The organism is Mesorhizobium sp. M0768, assembly GCF_040320195.1.
Lineage (GTDB): Bacteria > Pseudomonadota > Alphaproteobacteria > Rhizobiales > Rhizobiaceae > Mesorhizobium.
The window spans coordinates 1-15,183 of the sequence record NZ_JAMYPD010000002.1; the positions used below are offsets into that span (position 1 = coordinate 1).

Genomic DNA, 15,183 nt, shown 5'->3' on the forward strand with positions numbered 1-15,183 from the left:
ACCCTCCCCCCCCCACTCTCTCCCTCCGTACTGCCGTACGTGCGTACTGCCCTAATTCCCTACTGCAGTACTGCCCTACGGCCCTACTGCCCTACTGCCCTACTGCCCTACTGCCCTACTGCCCTACTGCCCTACTGCCCTCGCTTCAAAGCCACCCATTCTTGCGAAACCGCCAGTAAAGAAACGTGCAGATCAGGGCAATTGCCGCCAGGACGGCCGGGTAGCCATATTCCATCCTCAGTTCCGGCATGTCGCTGAAATTCATGCCGTAAATGCCGGCGAATGCCGTCGGCACGGCCAAGATTGCGGCCCATGAGGCAAGCTTCTTGGAGATCGCCGTCTCCTGGCTTTGACCGACCAGAAGGCTCGCCTCGAAGGCGAAGGCGAGAACCTCACGCAGGCTGTCGATCTTTTCCTGGACAGTGCGGATGTGGTCGGTGACGTCGCGAAACAGCGGGTGCATGGCTGTGTGGATTTGCGGCAGATCGGCGCTGGTGAGCCGCCGGCAGACCTCCACCAGCGGCAGGGCCGCATTACGCAGGCGCAAGAGATCGCGGCGCAGCATGTAAAGCCGTTCGATATCGGAGCCGGTCATCGGTTTCAGCAGAACCTTGTCCTCGATCGCCTCGACCTCGTTTTCGATCTGCTCAAGCACCGGCATATAGTTGTCGACGATGAAATCGAGAATGGCGTAGAGGACGAAATCCTCGCCCTTGGCAAGGGAATGCGGGCAGCTTTCCCAATGCTGGCGAACGGCGGCGTAGGAGGTCGACGGGCCATGCCTGACGCTGACGATGTAGCCCGCGCCGACGAACAGATGCGTCTCGCCGAAGGTGACGCGGCTGTCGATCAGCTGCGCCGTGCGGGCAACGATGAACAGGGCATCACCATATTGCTCGATCTTCGGTCGCTGGTGCGGATGCTCGGCGTCCTCGATCGCCAGCTCATGCAGATGGAATTGCGCCTGGACGCGCAGCAACAAATTGCGGTCGGGCTCCAGCAGTCCGATCCAGACCACGTGGCCCGGCTTCCCGGCCCATTCGCCGGCTTCCTCGATCGGAATGTCGGCGATGCGCCGCCCAGCCGTATAGACGCCGCAAGCGATTATACCCGACATCGGCGGCGCAGGAGCAAACTCGCGGACATATTCCATCGCAGCCTCCTGAAGGCGGGGCCTTCATCGCGGAACTGAGAAGTCGGCGCGTCGAAAGCTTAGCGCAATTTTCTGTCGGGTGGCGAATCCGAAATTCGCATCAGTGCTGAGAGAACTCACTTCGCTGGTTGGGTTGCGGGAAGAATAATCTTGTCCGTCTTATCGCCCTTCGGACGATCGGCCGGCATCTGATCGCCGGTGACGATATAGTAGATCGTCTCGGCGATGTTGGTGGCGTGGTCGCCGATGCGCTCGATGTTCTTGGCGCAAAACAGGAGATGTGTGCAGGGGGTGATGTTGCGTGGGTCTTCCATCATGTAGGTCAGCAATTCGCGAAACAGAGAGGTGTACATGGCGTCGATCTGGTCGTCGCGGTCGCGCACGAAACCGATTTTCTCCACCGACCGCGACGCATAGACGTCGAGTACTTCCTTGAGCTGGGTCAGTGCCAGATTGGCCAAAGCCTCGAGGCCGCGGAACAGACTGTTCGGCTGGCGCCCGTCTGCGACGGCAACCACCCGCTTGGCGACGTTCTTGCCGAGGTCGCCTACCCGTTCGAGGTCAGCCGAGATGCGGATCGCGCCGACGATTTCGCGCAGATCCGTCGCCATCGGCTGGCGTTTGGCGATGATGATGATCGCCTTGTCGTCGATCTCGCGCTGTCCCTCATCCAGAACCAGGTCGTCCCGAATGACTTTCTGGGCAAGCCCCGGATCAGCATTGACCAGCGCCGCGACGGCCTGCTCGACCATGCGCTCGGCATGCCCGCCCATCGCCGCGATGCGCTTCGACAGATATTTCAGCTCCTCGTCATAGGCGCTGACGATATGCACGGACTGCATGGACGAAATGCCTTCCCGGGATCTCGTGGTTGAGTCGTTCCCTCGAATCCCCGCTGATACGCTAGCCGGATGACAGAAAAAAGAAACGGCCCATTATGTGCTAGAGATAGTACTACGCTAGCGAGCCGGCAAATGGACCGTGAACGCCGCACCCTTGCCGACCTCCGACCTGATGGAGAGTCTGGCGTTGTGGCGGGTCAGGATATGCTTGACGATGGACAGGCCAAGGCCGGTGCCCTTCTGGGTTCGGCTGTTCTCGACGTCGACACGGTAGAAGCGCTCGGTGATGCGCGGGATGTGCTCTTCGGGGATGCCGGGGCCGAAATCCCTGATGGTGACGTCGATGCCCGGTTCGGGATCGCTGTCGCTGCGTATGATCGACACCACGACACGTCCGCCCGACTGACCATATTTGCAGGCGTTTTCCAGCAGGTTTTCGAAGACCTGGAAAAGCTCGTCCCGATCGCCGGGCACGTCGAGCGGCCCTTCCGCGAAATCACGCTCGATGACGACGCCGTTTTCCTTTGCGAGCGGCCCAAGCGAATCGATGACGCTGTCGATGGCCTGGCGCAGATCGACCTCGGTTCCCGGCTTGAGATAGGGCTTCATCTCCAGGCGCGACAGCGACAGAAGGTCGTCGATGAGGCGCGCCATGCGGCTGGTCTGGTTCTGCATGATCTGCAGGAACTGCTCGCGCGCCGCGGGGTCGTTGCGGGCCGGCCCGCGCAGCGTCTCGATGAAGCCGGCGATCGAGGCGAGAGGCGTGCGCAGCTCGTGGCTGGCATTGGCAATGAAGTCGGCACGCATTCTGTCGATCCGGCGCGCCTCACTCTGGTCCTTGAACACCAGCACGTAGAGATCCGTGGCATGGCCGACTGAAGACGCGCTCACCCGATAGGCTCGTTCGACCGGCAGCTTTTCTATGTAGTCGACGCTGTCCGAAGCGACGTTGCCCGCCAAGATGCTATCCAGCAAGGCCTGCATTTCCGGCGCGCGGAATTTCAGCGACAGCGACATGCCGGGGGCAATCCCACCGAAGGCGGCAAAGGCAGCGGCGTTGGCGTGGACGATGGCGGCGGAGCGATCGAAAATGATCAGCGGATCGGCAACCGCCGCCGCGAGATATTCGCCGGAAAGTTGTTGCACGCCCGACTCGATGGCCGCGGCATTTTCGGTCGATTGGCGGGCGATGCCGGCCGGCAGCATCGCAGCGGCAACCAGCACGGCGCCAGCCAGCAGCACCACATAGCCAGACATGCCGGCAAAACCATAGACCATCAGAACCGCAACGAGACCGGCCGCCAGCAGCCAGCGGCTGTTCCACAGCCGCATGGCGACGGTTTGCGCCCTGCCTCTCCGCTCTGTGCCGATGTCGGCCATTTGCGCTCCGTCTGCGGCCACTTCAAGAACTTCTTGCTGGACCGGCGCTAGAGCGCAGTGCGTCCAATTGGGCGCACAAAGGACGCTCTACCTCTTTATCTGCTGCATCGTTCTTTCCGAAAATCGATTCCGATTTTCGGGCCGATGCAGTAAGGCTCCCAATAGCACGAGTCCGGAAGCTGGAAAGGTTCGCCTCGATGAAAAACGCCAACGAAAGCCCCGCCGCACCCTCATCGGGGCCGCTGAAGATCATGATCGACGGCAAGGAGAGGGCGTTCGACATCGAGGCCCCCGCGCTTCCCGACTGGGTCGAGGACCGCAAGCTCACTGCCGGCGGTTACCCTTACGACAAGAAGATGAAGAGCGAGGAGTATGACGAGAGGCTAGAGAAGCTGCAGATCGAGCTGGTCAAGGCGCAGGCGTGGCTGCAGTCGACAGGCAGGCGGGTAATGTCGCTGTTCGAGGGGCGCGACGCTGCCGGCAAGGGCGGCACGATCTTCGTTTTGCGCCAGTATCTGAATCCTCGCACGGCGCGCAACGTGGCGCTGACCAAGCCAACGCCCACCGAGCTTGGACAATGGTACTTCCAGCGCTACGTCGACCACTTCCCGACGTCGGGCGAATTCGTCACCTTCGACCGCTCCTGGTATAACCGCGCCGGCGTTGAACCGGTGATGGGATTCTGCACGCCCGAGCAGCACGAGCAATTTCTGGACGAGGTTCCGCATTTCGAGCGGATGATTCGCAACGAGGGCATACATTTCTTCAAATTCTGGCTGAACATCGGCCGGGAAACGCAGCTCGAGCGATTCCACGACCGCCGCTGGAGCCCGCTGAAGAGCTGGAAGTTTTCGCCAATCGACATCGCCGGCATCAGCAAATGGGACGAATACACCAAAGCGCGCGACCTGATGGTCGAGCGCACGCACAAGGAGTTCGCGCCCTGGATCATTGTGCGGGCGAACGACAAACGGCGCGCGCGGCTGGCCGTCATGCAGCGCATTCTCCTTTCGCTTCCCTATGACGGCCGCGACCTCGACGTCATCGGCAAGGAGGACAAGAAGATCATCGGCGAAGGGCCGACTTTCCTCGAAAAATAAGCTCACCTCATCGATACGCGGCTCTCATGCCGCCAGCCGGGCAATCCGCTGCAGTCGCTTCAGCGTGGTGTCGTCCTGCAGCGCCTGCTGGAAAAGCGAGATCTCCTGATCGATGCGGTCGCAGAGCGCGCCGGTGTCGCCCCTAAGCAGGTCGCGCGTCTGTAGCAGCGCCGCGACAGGCTTCTTGGCGAGTTGCCTGGCTCTTGCCAACGTGGCTTCCTCGACGCTGCCGTCCGTCACAATCTCGCCGACAAGGCCCAGTGCCCTGGCATCTTCGGCGGCGAGCGTGTCGCCCAGGCAGAAGAAGCGGAACGCCCCGGCATAGCCGAGCTTCTGCGGCGCCAGAATGCTGGTCGCCGCGTCCGGCACCAGGCCGAAATCGACGAACGGCACCCGAAACGTGCTCTTGCTCGAGGCGATCACCATGTCGCAGTGGAACAGGATGGTGCAACCGACGCCGACGGCGTCGCCGTCGACACAGGCAAGGACCGGTTTCGGAAACGTCGCCAGCGTGCGGAACATATCGGTGACGGCGGCGATCAGTCGCCGATGTTTGGTGGCGTCGAGAAATTCGGAGAAATCGGCACCGAGGCAGAAGCAGCCGGCCAAGCCGCGCAGGACCACTACGCGGACGTCGTCGTCGACAGCGGCTTCGTGGAATGTCCTGGCCAGGCTTTCATAGGCCCGCCTGTCCAGCACCGGGCGGCCGTCACCCGACGATACCGTGACGATCAGCGTGTGATTGCGGAATTCTGCTTTTGAGTGAACGTTCATGGCCTCTCTCCAATCTCACGAGGCGCGTCTCTGTCCGAGCATGTCCGGATACCCTCTGGCCAGCACCGGCGCAAAGTGGTTGCGGCGCGAACGCACCACGTCGAGCGTGTGCTCGTTGAAGGTGAGCAGTGTGGCAACCACCTGCTGGTTGCCATAGGTACGCTGGTAACCGAGCGGCGTTGCCAGGAAATGCAGCTGCAGCGCGCGAAGCACCCACATCGGCTCGAATTCGATGATCACCTGGTTGACGTTGCGCTTCAGACCCCACTCGACGAAGCCGGCGATCAGCTCGGTGCCGACCGTCGACACGCCGCGCCGACCGTCGCGGAATCCCGGCGCAACCGCATAGCGGGTCAGTTCATAGACATTCGGGCCCGACGGTGGGGTTCCCTCATAAAGGTCCGCCAGCACATCGGTTAGAAGATGGGCCCGGGTTGTCGGCAACATCCGCTGATAACCGGCGAGCTCGCCATTGCGGATGACGATCTGGTGCACTGCCTCGTCGTGGTCGAATTGATCGATCTCGAGGCCATCAGGGCGCTGCAGATCGGTCCATCCCATCTCTTCGACGAAAACTCTGTAACGCAAACGATGAACTGCCTCCCAGAGGTCGGGCCGTTCCATCAATTCCTGGGTTGTGAGGGAAAAAAGCATTTGCCGTCTCCTAGTTTCAATAGGAAGATACGGCCGTGCTTTCCCAAAAAAATTACGCGATCACGCAAGCAAGAATTTCTAGGCCGGCGCGGCCGACCTAGTTAATATAGCCGCGCCTTATCGCTTCCGCGACGGCCTGGACCCGGTTGACGGCACCGAGTTTGCTTTTGGCGTTAAGAAGGTGTTTCTCTGACGTGTGTTCCGAAATGCCGAGAATTTGTGAAATCTCCCATTCGGACTTGCCAACAGCAGCCCATTGCAGGCATTCGCGCTCACGCGGCGTTAATTCGACATGATCGATGGTTTTGCCCGCCATGGTGTGGAGCTGCATTGCGCGGCCAATCGCATAAGTCGAGACCAGCGACACCAACCCGAACTCGGCGCTCGACAATTCGACAGCCTCGCCGCCTAGCGACACCATGACGATCTGGCCATCGAGCGTGATTAGCGGGAAGGCCAACCCGTCGCGCAGCTTGAATTCCCCGGCATCGCCCATCACCTCGCCGCCGCTCTTGCCGATGCGGATGCCCTGAGATGCTTCCCGCCACTGGAATGGCGCTTGAAGCTGCTTCATGTGGCTGACGACGGGGTCGTGATCGACGTAGTTGCGCGCGACGTAGCGCTCAAGCCATTCAGCCGGCCAGTCGCAGAGCAGCACATGGTCCTTTTGCTGGTTTCTCGGCGTGCCAGGTTGCGGAACCGTCCCGGCCATCAGCGCCGTCAGCCCGAACCCGCTTGTTACCCCCAACAGCTTTTCGCAGACGGCGGCGGCTGTGCCGGCGTGCTGCAACTGATCTATCAACTCCAGCGTACGATCGAAATGACCCATCGCAACATCTACCCCATGTTGCCTTCCGCTCTTGAGGCCAATGGCAGTGATCAACCCGCACCACGCCATCAACCCCGGACTGCAAAGCTGCCTCCCCCGTGCGTCCTACTGCTCCTCTTCAGCCGGCATCACGCAGTCACTTGCAAACTCACTAAACAATATCCCTAAATTGCAATGATGAAACCAAAAACCGTCGCACCTGTGTTTTTTTCGTACAAAAACCTGTGTTATTTCGTACGAAAGCCGGGGCAAGACCGAACGGAGTCGTCGCGTGGCGTTTCGGCGCATATCCATTTCATTGATCTCGATATTGATCGGAGCGCAATCGCTTGCGGCTGCTGCGCTCGCCGCGGAGCCGCAGGTGCCCGTGTTCTGGGACGCCAAGGAGCGGCTGCCAAAGCCGGACCTTTCGATGCTGCCGCGGCTGCGATTCCTGACCACCACGGATTTCCCGCCGTTCAATTTCCTCGATGGGGCAGGCCGGCTGTCGGGCTTCCATGTCGACCTGGCGCGCGCCATCTGCGCCGAGCTCGGCGTTGCCGAAAAATGCCAGATCCAGGCGCTGCCCTGGGCCGAGCTCGAAGGTGCGCTCGGGAAAGGGGAGGGCGAAGCGATCATTGCCGGCATCGCCGCGACGCCGGAGTCGCGGTCGAAATACGCATTTTCACGCTCCTACCTGCAATTTCCGGCCCGCTTCATCATGCTGAAGACACAGGCGCTGACCGAACCAATGTTCGACAAGCTGCGCAGCAAGCGTGTCGGCGTGATCGCCGGCTCCGCGCACGAGCGGGTGCTGCGCGATTATTTCGGCGACGTCCAAATCGTCCCGTTCGCAAAGCCGGAGGAGCTTTATGGCGAGCTGAAAGCCGGCAAGATCGACGCCGCCTTCGGCGACGGCATGCGTTTCGCCTTCTGGCTCGGCGGTTCGGATGCAGCGGGCTGCTGCCGCTTTGCCGGCGGCCCCTATCTGGCGCCCGAATATCTCGGCTCAGGCATGGCAATCGCCACCAGGGCCGACGATCCGGCACTGGCCGCCGCTTTCGACTACGCGCTGCAGGAAATCTCGGTGAAAGGCACGTTCGCCGAGTTCTATCTGCGCTATTTTCCCGTCAGTTTTTTCTGAGCTTGGCCGCCGGCTCAGGTCAGCGTGCGAAGGCGGGCCTTGGCGGCTCGCGCAATGGCGGCGACCGTCAGCGCATCGAGGTCGAGTTCCCGGCGGACGAGCTGCAGAACGCGTACCTCCTCCAGGCGCATTTCGAGATCGACAGCTGCGACCTCGAAGGCGGCGGCATAGGCGGTGTCACGCAGGCGTTCGGGCAGCGCCTCGGCGACGCGCGCCAGGACGCCCTCCAGCCCATCCTTTTCATGCAGCATTTTCTGGCAGGCCTGGGCGACCTCGACCAGCCGCTCCTGGTTGAAATCCTCAAACACCGGCCAGGATCGAACGACGTCGCCGATCCGCGCCAGTTCGACGTCGGTCATGTCGCGGTCTGACGCCGAGGTGATGACCATCAGGTAGATCATGGCTTCGTGTGGCGACAATGGCATTTACAACTCCTTGAGATGGTCCCGAAGTTAGGAACGAGGGACCGGCGCCGCAAGGAAAAACAGCCGCGATCGTTGGCGCTCCGATCACGCCTTGGAAGTTGATCCATCCTGACTATCGGGACGGGGGCTTCTTGCCTGATCACGGTCCTGCCCGAAAACCGGGTTCCACTTTTCGGGATCATGGTCTAGAGCATGCGGCTGCCGGCATCGATGCTGGCAACGTTGCAGGAATAGCATCATGGCCGAACAACAGCCGATCGATCTCAGCCCGGAAGTCCTCGCCGCCGCCGCCGAAAGCAAGGCGTGGCCATTCGAGGAAGCGAAAAAGATCGCCGCCCGCTACGCGAGCAGCGGCTACCCGGAAACGGTGCTGTTCGAGACCGGCTACGGCCCGTCCGGCCTGCCGCACATCGGCACGTTCGGCGAGGTGGCGCGCACATCTATGGTGCGCCACGCCTTCCGCGTGCTGACTGAAGACAAGGTCAAGACGCGGCTGCTGTGCTTCTCCGACGACATGGACGGATTGCGCAAGGTGCCTGACAATGTGCCTAACAAGGACATGCTGCGCGCCTACCTCGGCAAGCCGCTGACCAGGATACCGGACCCGTTCTCCAATGAGTATCCGTCCTTCGGCGCCGCCAATAACGCACGGCTGCGCACTTTCCTCGACCGTTTCGGCTTCGATTACGAATTCGCTTCCTCGACCGACTATTATACTTCCGGCCGCTTCGACGCGACGCTGCTCAAGATGCTCGAGCGCTTCGATAAGGTGATGGCAATTATGCTGCCGTCGCTGCGCGAGGAGCGGGCGCTGAGCTATTCGCCCTTCCTGCCGATCCATCCCAAGACCGGCATCGTCATGCAAGTCGCGATCGACGAGCGCAAGCTCGACGCCGGCACCATCGTGTGGCGCGACCCGGACACCGGCGAGCGCTTCGAGACGCCGGTGACCGGCGGTCATGCCAAGCTGCAATGGAAGCCAGATTGGGCGATGCGGTGGGCAGCACTCGGCGTCGATTACGAGATGTCCGGCAAGGATCTGATCGATTCCGTCAAGCTCGCCGGGCAGATTTGCCGCGCGCTCGATGCTCCGGCACCGGAGGGCTTCAATTACGAGCTGTTCCTCGATGAGAACGGCCAGAAGATCTCGAAGTCGAAGGGCAATGGGCTGACCATTGACGAGTGGCTGACTTACGCGCCGACCGAGAGCCTTAGCCTTTATATGTTCCAGCGCCCGCGAACCGCGAAGAAGCTCTATTTCGACGTCATCCCGAAGGCGGTAGACGAATATTACACGTTCCTCTCTGCCTATCAGAGGCAGGACTGGAAGGAGCGGCTGGGCAATCCGGTCTGGCACATGCATGACGGCAATCCCCCGGCAGTCGACCTGCCGGTTCCGTTCTCGCTGCTGCTCAACCTGGTCAGCGCCTCGAATGCGCAGAACAGGGACGTGCTGTGGGGTTTCATTTCGCGCCACGCGCCGGGTGTGACGCCGACAACCCATCCCGAGCTCGACCGGCTGGCCGAATATGCCATCCGCTATTTCGACGATTTCGTGAAGCCGGCGAAAGTGTACCGTACTGCCGACGCGGTCGAGCGCGAGGCGCTGACCAAGCTTTCGGTAGCGCTCGCCGCGCTGCCGGCTGATGCCGACAGCGAGGCAATCCAGAACGCTGCCCTCAATGTTGCGCGCAAGATCGAGCGCTACCAGGACCATTCCAAGCAGAGCCCGGAGGGCGGACCCGGTGTCTCCGTCGCCTTCTTCCAGATGATCTATCAGGTGCTGATAGGTCAGGAACGCGGACCGCGCTTCGGCTCCTTCGCTGCGCTCTACGGCATCGCCGAAACGCGCGAGCTCATTCAGCGGGCGCTGGCTGGTCAGCTGGCGGCATGAGGACGCCGTCTTGCTCCTCCAGGATCGAGCTAGGCGCTACAGGCGCGGATCGCGACGCAGCAGCCGGGAGCGGCGGCAGGCCTGAAACGCTCGGCGCCGGCCCGAAGACGCCTTTTTTTGCTGCACGCGCCTTCTCGCCGGCTTCTACGTAAGGGCCGCCCTTGGCGGCGCGCGCCCAGCCATTTTCGACCAGCCATTGACCGACATCCTGATTACCGATCCGGCACTCGGCGGCGATCAGATCACGACCGCCTTCGGGCGGCACGGCACAGACCACCGCACGACTGCGGAGAAAGGCGCGGAAGGCCGTTCGCGCCCGAATGCCGCAATTCCAGGACTCGCCGCCGTCGGTGCAAGTCTCCTCCTGCTTGACGATGTCGATCCCGGAAACCGCAATCGAATAGCCCTTTGCTTCGATGACCCCGGCGGCCGACGCGACGGGCTGGAATAGTTTCGTGCCTTTCCAGTCGTCGGGCATTTTCGTTTTTGGCGGCTTGGGCGGTCCAGCCAATGCCAGATCGCTCAACGGGGCGCGCGGCTCTATCCGTTCAAGCTCGTTGGAACCGGGCTGCGGCGGCACCACGATGTCTGGATCGATTGCCCTCGAATGCGCCGCCTGCTTGGCCGGCACTGGTTTCGGGATGGCCGACGTAGCCGGCGCGGCGGGCTGAGTTTCGACGCCGACCTGGATTTGCTCCCAGGGGCCGCCGCTTTCGCTCTGGACGGCGCGGCCGCCGGCGACAATTGCCGTGGCCATCGCCGGGATCGCCAGAACAGCCAAAGCAAGGTGAGGCAGACGCACCGGCCCCGCGCCTACTGGCTTGCCCAGACAATCCGCGCCACCCATTCGACATCGCGCATGGGGATGTCGCGGTCCGGGTGATCGGGATTGAGGGAGACCAGCGCGATCGACCTCGGTGTCTGGCGGTCAAGCATCTTGGCCATCACCTCGCCGGCATTGGTCTTGACGACGACGCGATCACCCTTTCGTATGGTAGCCCCTGGCTCGACGATCAGGACATCGCCATTGCGATAGAGCGGCAGCATGGAATCGCCCTGGACCTTCAAGGCATAGGAGGTCTCGGTTGCCCGTGCCGGAAGCTCGATCAGATCCCATCCCTGCCCCGCTGGAAACCCGGCGTCGTCGAAGAAGCCACCGGCGCCCGCCTGGGCGAAGCCGAGCAGCGGCACCGACGATCTCTGCACGGGTAGTGCGCCGGAATTACCCCGACCCTCGACCAGCCCCGCAAATTCGTCCAGCGAGGCGCCGGTCGCCTCAATGATCTTGGCCAGCGATTCGGTCGACGGCCAGCGCGGCCGTCCATCTGAGGACAGCCGCTTCGATTTGTTGAAGGCGGTCGAGTCGAGGCCTGCGCGCCTGGCCAGTCCGGAGGCCGAAAGCGAATAACGCTCGGCGAGAGCGTCGATGGCGGCCCAAACGCGGTCGTGCGAGAGCACCTTGCTCTCCTTCGAAACAGGAAAAAATACCTTCCGTGTTCTACCCCTTGGCCGCCATCTTGTCCACCGCCGAAGACGGCGTCAGGCCGCCTCCTTGGCCTCGTCCCTGGTATAGGGATCGAAGCGCTCGTAGAAGGTCTCGCCCTTCTCGGCCATATCAAGCAGCAGCTTCGGCGCCTTGAACTCGGTGCCGTATTTCTTCTGCAGGCGCTTGGCGATTTTGACGAATTTCTTAGCGCCGATGCCGTCGATGTAGGACAGTGCACCGCCTGTATAGGGCGCGAAGCCGAAGGCCAGGATCGAGCCGACATCGGCCTCGCGTGGGTCGGTAACGATGCCCTCTTCCATCACCCGTACCGCCTCAAGCGCGATGGTGACCAGCAGCCGCTGCTTCAGTTCCTCATAATCAACCTGCTCCGGCGCCAGCTGCGGGTAGAGATCCCTGAGACCTGGCCACAGCTTCTTCTTGGCCGGTTTTGCCGGATAGTCATAGAAGCCCTTGCTGTTCTTGCGGCCCAAGCGACCATGCGTGTCGACCATCGTGTTGATCAGCGCCATCTGCTTCGGATCGACCGCCTTGTCGCCGAGATCGCGCATGGTCTGCTTCATGATCTTCTGGGCAAGGTCGATCGCGGTCTCGTCGGTCAACGCCAGAGGACCGACCGGCATGCCGGCGGCTTTCGCCGCATTCTCGATCATCGACGCCGGAACACCTTCGATCAGCATCTTGTAGGCTTCCGACATGTAGCGCAGTACGCAGCGATTGACGTAAAAACCGCGCGTATCGTTGACGACGATCGGCGTCTTCTTGATGGCGCGGACGAAGTCGATCGCGGTGGCCAGCGCCTTGTCGCCGGTCTTCTTGCCGAGGATGATCTCGACCAGCATCATCTTGTCGACCGGCGAGAAGAAGTGGATGCCGATGAAATTCTTTGGCCGCGCCGAATTCCTGGCCAGCGATGTGATCGGTATGGTCGACGTATTCGAGGCGAAGATCGCCGACTGCTTGAGCACAGCCTCGGCCTGTTCGGTGGCATCCTTCTTGACGGCCGAGTCCTCGAACACCGCCTCGACCACAAGATCGCAGCCGGCAAGATCCGCGTAATCGGCCGTCGGCGTGACCAGCGACAGCAACCGATCCTTGTCCTGCGGCTTGGCACGGCCCTTCTTCACCTGATCCGAGATAAGGGTCTCGGAATGCGCCTTGCCCTTGGCGGCGGACTCCACGTCGCGGTCGAGCAGCACCACCGGAATGCCGGCCTTGGCCGTCACATAGGCAATGCCAGCGCCCATGAAGCCGGCGCCGAGTACGCCGATCTTCTTGAACTTCGTTTCCGGCACACCGGCCGGGCGGCGCGCGCCCTTGTTCAGTTCCTGGAGCGACACGAACAGCGAACGGATCATCGCTGCCGCTTCCCTGGTCTGCATAATCTCGGTGAAATAGCGTTGCTCGATCCGCAAGGCGGTGTCGAACGGCACCAACAGGCCCTCATAGACGCATTTCAGGATGGCGGCAGCGGCGGGATAATTGCCATAGGTCTCGCGGCGCAGAATGGCGATGGCCGGGGGCCACAGATTGGCACCGGCCACCGAATAGATCGGGGCGCCGGGCAGCTTGAAGCCCTTTTCATCCCATGGCGCCACCGGTTTCAAGCCGTTCCTGATCATCGCCTTGGCGGTTTCGACCAGCTTGTCCGGCTCGGCAATCTCATGGATCAGGCCCATCGACTTGGCCTTCTGAGGCAACAGCGTCTGGCCGGACGTCAGCATTTGCAGCGCCTGCTGCTGGTCGGTCAGCCGTGGCACGCGCTGGGTGCCGCCGGCGCCCGGAAAAATGCCGATCTTCACTTCGGGAAGCGCCATCCTCACTTTGTCTGAATCGGCCGCGACACGGCCATGGCAGGCGAGCGACAATTCGAACGCGCCACCCATGCATGTGCCGTTGATCGCCGAAACCCATGGCTTTCCCGACGTTTCCAGCTTGCGGAACAGGCCGTTCATGGTGCCCGCATTGTCGAACAGGGCCTTGGTCGCCTTCTCCGGGTCCTTCGCCTTGTCGGCGGCGAGGGTCGCCAGCATCTTCTGCAGCATGGTGATGTCGGCGCCGCCCGAGAACGTATCCTTGCCGGAGGTGATCACCGCGCCCTTTATCGCTGCATCGCTCGCCACTTTGTCGACGATGGTATTCAGTTCGAGCATCACCTCCTCGGTGAAGACGTTCATCGAACGGTCCGGCATGTCCCAGGTGACCAGCGCAATGCCGTCGGCGTCGATGTCGAGGGTGAAATTGGTGTAGCTCATCATCTCTCTCCGTCAGACGCGTTCGATGATCGTTGCAGTGCCCATGCCGGCGCCGATGCAAAGCGTCACCAGCGCGGTGTTGAGGTCGCGGCGTTCCAATTCATCCAGCACCGTACCGAAAATCATCGCACCGGTGGCGCCGAGCGGATGGCCCATGGCGATGGCCCCACCATTGACGTTGATCCGGTCATGCGGAATGTCGAAAGCCTGCATGTAGCGCAGCACCACCGAAGCGAAGGCCTCGTTGAGCTCGAACAGGTCGATGTCCGACAGCTTCATCTTCGCCCGCTTCAACAGCTTCTCGGTGACGTCGACGGGGCCGGTCAGCATCAGCACCGGTTCGGAGCCGATGTTGGCGAACGCACGGATGCGTGCGCGCGGCTTGAGGCCGAGCGTCTTTCCCGCCTTTTTCGAGCCGAGCAGCACGGCCGCCGCGCCATCGACGATGCCGGAGGAATTGCCGGCATGGTGGACGTGGTTGACCTGTTCCACCTCGGGATGCTTCTGCACGGCGACGGCGTCGAAGCCGCCCATTTCGCCGGGCATGACGAAGGACGGGTTGAGCGCGGCAAGCGACTGCATGTCGGTCGAGGGCCGCATATGTTCGTCATGGTCGAGGATGGTCAGGCCGTTCTGGTCCTTGACCGAGATCACCGAATTCTTGAACCGGCCCTCGCCCCACGCCTTGGCGGCACGCTTCTGGCTTTCGACTGCGTAGGCATCGACGTCGTCGCGCGAAAAGCCGTATTTGGTGGCGATCAGGTCGGCCGAGATTCCTTGCGGCACGAACCAGCCGGGTAGGCCGACCGATGGGTCCATGAACCAGGCGCCGCCGGAGGCGCCCATGCCGACGCGCGACATCGATTCGACGCCACCGGCGATGACGACCTCGTCGGCGCCCTGCGCGATCTTGGCGGCGCCGAAATTGATGGCGTCGAGGCCCGAGGCGCAGAAACGCGATATCTGCATGCCAGGCGCCTTGGTGTCGTAGCCGGCCTCGAAAGCGGCGGCACGTGGAATGACCGCACCCGCCTCGCCAACCGGATCGACACAACCGAAGATGATGTCGTCGACGGTGCCGGTGTCCAGCCCGTTGCGGTCGCGGATGGCCTCGAGCACCTTGGCGCCGAGCCGCACCGCCGGCACTTCGTGCAGCGAGCCATCCTTCTTGCCCCTGCCGCGCGGCGTGCGCACGGCATCATAGACATAAGCTTCGGCCATTTTCCTGCTCCTTGGGTTTGCTGAAACTC

Annotated in this window: 14 protein-coding genes; 3 read left to right on the forward strand and 11 right to left on the reverse strand. The window is 62.1% G+C overall.

From position 1 onward, the window contains the following. Positions 1 to 145 precede the first annotated feature (145 nt). The 3 genes from NKI08_RS02385 to NKI08_RS02395 form a co-directional block, all read right to left on the reverse strand. Positions 146 to 1,153: a magnesium and cobalt transport protein CorA gene (locus tag NKI08_RS02385; RefSeq protein WP_023677347.1), complete on the reverse strand. Its 1,008-nt coding sequence runs from the start codon at positions 1,151 to 1,153 to the stop codon at positions 146 to 148. 116 nt (positions 1,154 to 1,269) lie between these two features. Then, positions 1,270 to 1,995 (reverse strand): phosphate signaling complex protein PhoU, encoded by a 726-nt coding sequence (phoU, locus tag NKI08_RS02390; protein WP_023677346.1) that lies wholly within the window; start codon positions 1,993 to 1,995, stop codon positions 1,270 to 1,272. A 117-nt stretch (positions 1,996 to 2,112) separates the two neighbouring features. After that, complete coding sequence (locus NKI08_RS02395; protein ID WP_352685727.1) at positions 2,113 to 3,375, reverse strand: sensor histidine kinase; 1,263 nt, start codon at positions 3,373 to 3,375, stop codon at positions 2,113 to 2,115. Positions 3,376 to 3,572: 197 nt separating this feature from the next. Between NKI08_RS02395 and ppk2 the strand changes: the two genes are divergently transcribed. Further along, positions 3,573 to 4,475, forward strand: a complete 903-nt coding sequence (gene ppk2, locus NKI08_RS02400; RefSeq protein ID WP_352766989.1) for a polyphosphate kinase 2 — start codon at positions 3,573 to 3,575, stop codon at positions 4,473 to 4,475. Positions 4,476 to 4,499: 24 nt separating this feature from the next. On the opposite strand, the gene NKI08_RS02405 is transcribed toward ppk2, so the two are convergent. The 3 genes from NKI08_RS02405 to NKI08_RS02415 all read right to left on the reverse strand — a co-directional run bounded on the left by NKI08_RS02405 (position 4,500) and on the right by NKI08_RS02415 (position 6,732). Further along, positions 4,500 to 5,249: an enoyl-CoA hydratase-related protein gene (locus tag NKI08_RS02405; protein ID WP_023677343.1), complete on the reverse strand. Its 750-nt coding sequence runs from the start codon at positions 5,247 to 5,249 to the stop codon at positions 4,500 to 4,502. A gap of 15 nt (positions 5,250 to 5,264) precedes the next feature. After that, positions 5,265 to 5,903, reverse strand: coding sequence for an acyl-homoserine-lactone synthase (locus NKI08_RS02410; RefSeq protein WP_023677342.1), 639 nt, complete (start codon positions 5,901 to 5,903; stop codon positions 5,265 to 5,267). Between the two features lie 97 nt (positions 5,904 to 6,000). Beyond that, entirely contained in the window at positions 6,001 to 6,732 is a 732-nt protein-coding gene (locus NKI08_RS02415; RefSeq protein WP_023677341.1) for a helix-turn-helix transcriptional regulator, read from the reverse strand. A 271-nt stretch (positions 6,733 to 7,003) separates the two neighbouring features. Here NKI08_RS02415 and NKI08_RS02420 point away from each other — a divergent pair, with 271 nt between their 5' ends. After that, entirely contained in the window at positions 7,004 to 7,855 is an 852-nt protein-coding gene (locus NKI08_RS02420; protein WP_352501702.1) for an ABC transporter substrate-binding protein, read from the forward strand. Between the two features lie 14 nt (positions 7,856 to 7,869). On the opposite strand, the gene NKI08_RS02425 is transcribed toward NKI08_RS02420, so the two are convergent. Beyond that, positions 7,870 to 8,280: a tellurite resistance TerB family protein gene (locus tag NKI08_RS02425; RefSeq protein ID WP_023677339.1), complete on the reverse strand. Its 411-nt coding sequence runs from the start codon at positions 8,278 to 8,280 to the stop codon at positions 7,870 to 7,872. Between the two features lie 238 nt (positions 8,281 to 8,518). Here NKI08_RS02425 and NKI08_RS02430 point away from each other — a divergent pair, with 238 nt between their 5' ends. Then, positions 8,519 to 10,174: a lysine--tRNA ligase gene (locus NKI08_RS02430; protein WP_352766992.1), complete on the forward strand. Its 1,656-nt coding sequence runs from the start codon at positions 8,519 to 8,521 to the stop codon at positions 10,172 to 10,174. On the opposite strand, the gene NKI08_RS02435 is transcribed toward NKI08_RS02430, so the two are convergent. The 4 genes from NKI08_RS02435 to NKI08_RS02450 form a co-directional block, all read right to left on the reverse strand. Beyond that, positions 10,137 to 10,976: a thermonuclease family protein gene (locus tag NKI08_RS02435; protein WP_352766994.1), complete on the reverse strand. Its 840-nt coding sequence runs from the start codon at positions 10,974 to 10,976 to the stop codon at positions 10,137 to 10,139. The two genes, NKI08_RS02430 and NKI08_RS02435, sit on opposite strands and share 38 nt — an antisense overlap. A gap of 11 nt (positions 10,977 to 10,987) precedes the next feature. Continuing rightward, the gene (locus tag NKI08_RS02440; protein WP_352766996.1) at positions 10,988 to 11,632 is read right to left on the reverse strand and encodes a S24 family peptidase; all 645 of its coding nucleotides are present in this window, start codon (positions 11,630 to 11,632) and stop codon (positions 10,988 to 10,990) included. Positions 11,633 to 11,713: 81 nt separating this feature from the next. Beyond that, positions 11,714 to 13,933 carry a 3-hydroxyacyl-CoA dehydrogenase NAD-binding domain-containing protein gene (locus tag NKI08_RS02445; protein WP_352766998.1) on the reverse strand — a complete coding sequence of 740 codons (2,220 nt, stop codon included), beginning with the start codon at positions 13,931 to 13,933 and terminating at the stop codon, positions 11,714 to 11,716. A 12-nt stretch (positions 13,934 to 13,945) separates the two neighbouring features. After that, entirely contained in the window at positions 13,946 to 15,154 is a 1,209-nt protein-coding gene (locus NKI08_RS02450) for an acetyl-CoA C-acetyltransferase (RefSeq protein WP_352541294.1), read from the reverse strand. Positions 15,155 to 15,183: the final 29 nt, after the last annotated feature.